The sequence below is a fragment of the Acidiplasma aeolicum genome, from assembly GCF_001402945.1.
GTDB classification, from domain to species: domain Archaea; phylum Thermoplasmatota; class Thermoplasmata; order Thermoplasmatales; family Thermoplasmataceae; genus Acidiplasma; species Acidiplasma aeolicum.
The window spans coordinates 1-3219 of sequence record NZ_LKBG01000063.1; the positions used below are offsets into that span (position 1 = coordinate 1).

2 protein-coding genes and 1 pseudogene are annotated in these 3219 nt (G+C 33.1%); all 3 read right to left on the bottom strand.

Translation table 11 applies throughout. From position 1 onward, the window contains the following. Nucleotides 1–268: 268 nt before the first annotated feature. Nucleotides 269–1351, bottom strand: a complete 1083-nt coding sequence (locus AOG54_RS02125) for an OBG GTPase family GTP-binding protein (RefSeq protein ID WP_084795461.1) — start codon at nucleotides 1349–1351, stop codon at nucleotides 269–271. Then, a complete protein-coding gene (locus AOG54_RS02130) occupies nucleotides 1348–1899 on the bottom strand; it encodes a HemK2/MTQ2 family protein methyltransferase (RefSeq protein WP_231563384.1) in 552 nt (183 codons plus the stop codon). The genes AOG54_RS02125 and AOG54_RS02130 overlap by 4 nt, the downstream gene beginning before the upstream one ends. 34 nt (nucleotides 1900–1933) lie before the next feature. Further along, nucleotides 1934–3219, bottom strand: a pseudogene (locus AOG54_RS02135) (hypothetical protein); the annotation flags it as partial.

Below are 3219 nucleotides of genomic sequence, written 5' to 3' on the forward strand. Positions count from 1 at the left end.
GCATCCCAATTTATATACGAAATTGCCATATTAATCAAGAAAATAATTTTTGAACATTATATATCCGTTATTACTAACATATAAACTTTTTGTAAATGTAATTACTTTTAATATTGTTGACGCAAAAAAATAAAGGATTTTGATTTATAATAGATATTATGTGTTTATCACCTTTGCTTTGTCGCTAATACATATTATATTGAATGTATTAGTTATAAAAATATTGTAATTTAATAAATTTTTTCATAAAACTAAAATCATATGACGTTTAATATTTGCTTATTATTGTTATCACATCCTCATCATTAACCCTATAATCAAGGCCAACCTTTGCCTCTATTTTCCTTGATGGACCTGTTATAATTGCGTATCTAAAATTTTCAAGCATCTCCCTGCTAATTTTACGGCATACGTCCCTTACAGTTGATCCCGAGTTTAATATCATGGGACGCTCATAGTCAACGATTCCCGCCTTGTTCCTCATGTAAACCCTGACAAAATCAAGTGATTTGTATATTCTTTCCTTCAATTTTTCAATATTATACATTGTTGTGGCTGAAACCTCAAGATAGTCCCCAAATTTTTCTATCTTATTCCTTAAGGTATTTTCATCGTGTGGCATATCCACCTTATTTACTACCATGATTGACTTAATATACACAATATTGCCCTTGAAAAAATCTATTAAATCATCAATGTCCACATTCTCCCTTATGTATATATCCCCATTTACGATCTTGAATTCCTTTGCTATGTCCCTTATGTCATCCACAGAAATGTCAACAAACTTTGGTTTATGTATTCTTAATCCCCCATAATTTGATTTTTTTAATGATATATCCTTTTTTCTTTTGTTTAATACTATTCCAGACTTGTACAGCTCATTTATTATCCTGTCAAGGCCCTTTGCCTCAATATCTGTTACAAGGACAATTAAATCCGCATTCCTGGCAGTGCTTATAATCTCACGGCCCCTGCCCGCTCCGAGTGCGGCATTGTCTATTATTCCAGGCAAATCCAGTATCTGTATCTGTGCGCCGTTATAGTTCAATGTTCCTGGAATTACATTTAATGTTGTGAATGCAAAGTTACCAACGGTGCTTTTTTTATTTGTCAGTGCATTTAATATTGAACTTTTTCCAACGTTTGGGTATCCAACAAGCGCAACTGTTGCATCACCACTTTTTGGAACTGAAAAACCGTATCCGGAGGATTTTTTATGTGATTCCTGTTCAAGTTCCAGTTTTGATATTCTCGCCTTTAATATACCTATATGCTTTTCTGTGGCCTTATTTTTTTGTGTTTTTTTAATTTCGTCTTCTATTTCCTTAATTCTTTCCTCTATGGTCATGATATCACTGTAAGCTCATATAAGAATATTGATTCAAAATCAAAATCCATGGACGCAATTTTTTTAAAATTATACCTATTATTATAATTTTTAATTAACAGGTTTATGTCGGTTAAATCTGATAATACAATGTAAATGTTTCCATGCTTTTCAAGATATTTCCATGCATCATTGAGAAATCTTGAAATAACCTTAAAGCCATCAGAACCACCAGACCACTGTGGGCTTTCTCCCTCCACCGGCAAATATGGTGGGTTAAAAATTATTGTATTATATTTCCCATTTACATTTTCAAAAAGATCTGACTCAATAACATTGATTCTTACATTGTTTTTTTCTGCATTGTGCTTAATTAATTTTATGGCGTCTTCAGATATGTCCGTTGCGGTAACAATTTTACCAAGGGATGCAAAATAAATTGATATTATGCCTGACCCAGCGCCTATTTCCAGCATTCTGGCGCCGGGATTTGCATGATCCATTACCATGTATGAATCCTCTGCAGGTCTATAAACTGAATCTGAATAATCCATGTCAAGCATATCCATAATAATATTAAATTAATATTTATATTTATTAATTTTAACCCGAAATAACATGGGAGGTCCCATTTTCCTTGACAACCTCATATGAATTATCGGCAACAGAGGTTAGCTCACTGTGATGTGTGATAATTATCATCTGCGGTATGTTGGTTTCACCCTTAAGTGAGTACTGTATTATATCCTTTAAGTTGTTTCTTCTGTCCTCATCAAGAAAATTTGTGGGCTCGTCCATGATAACAGTGCTGATTCTATCAAGGACATACTCCGCCACAGAAAGCCTTAGTGCTATTGCAAGGGCGGTTTTTTCACCACCAGACAGTGATTCCAGTGTTTGTTCCATTGAATTCTGTGATACCTTTATATTAAAGTTTTCATCTATGCTTATATCGTCAAAATCCAGATTAAATGACATTAAATATTTTCTTGTTAAATTTGTAATTGATGCCGATGCATCCTTTCTTATAAGGGCCTGGATCCCATTAACATCAAATGCCCCTCTTATTTTTTCAAGGTTAACAATTGCAGATCTTATTTTTTTAAGCCTTTCATAATCTCCTGAATATTTTTTTATTTCTAAATTATAATGATCTTTTTGCAAATTATTTGTATCCATTTTTGCAATTGCAAGATTTATTTTCCCTGAAAGTTCATCGTATTCAGCCCTTAACTCCGCATATTTATTTTCATCATTCTCAAGCAACCTTATTCGATCATTCTGATCTTTTAGATCTCTTATTATTTTGTTAAGGTCTTCCTCCATTGATTCCATATTCTGCTTATACATGTCTATTTTGGCCCTAATGGCCGATTCAAGTTTCTCATCGTCCATCAACTTTTTTAGTCTGGACTGAAGATCATATGTATTATTATAAACATTATAATCGGGAACAAAATTTAATTTACCCTCAATGTCTGATAGGTTTTTTATTATTTCATTAACCTCATTGTTATAATTATTAAATTCTTTATTTAGCTCATTTATGTCCATTGATTCCAAAAATCCCTTTAACCGGTTATATTCCTCCTCAGCCCTTTCACCGGCATTTATATCAGCCTCAAGGGCTTTTACCTCAGCCTCCAGCTGTTTATATGCATCGTACTGGGGTTTAAAAGCCTCCATTTCCCCTGTTAATTTATCCCTCTCTGAGGTCATAACAGAGATATCATGGAGCAATGCCGGTATTGCAGATGCATCGGCAGAGTTTAATGTATCATGCACTGTCTTTAGCCTTTTTAATTCATTATCTATCTCCTGGTTTCTTTCAACCAGTTTATTAAGCCTTTGAAAATTTTCACTTCTTTTTAAATTATATTCATTTAAAA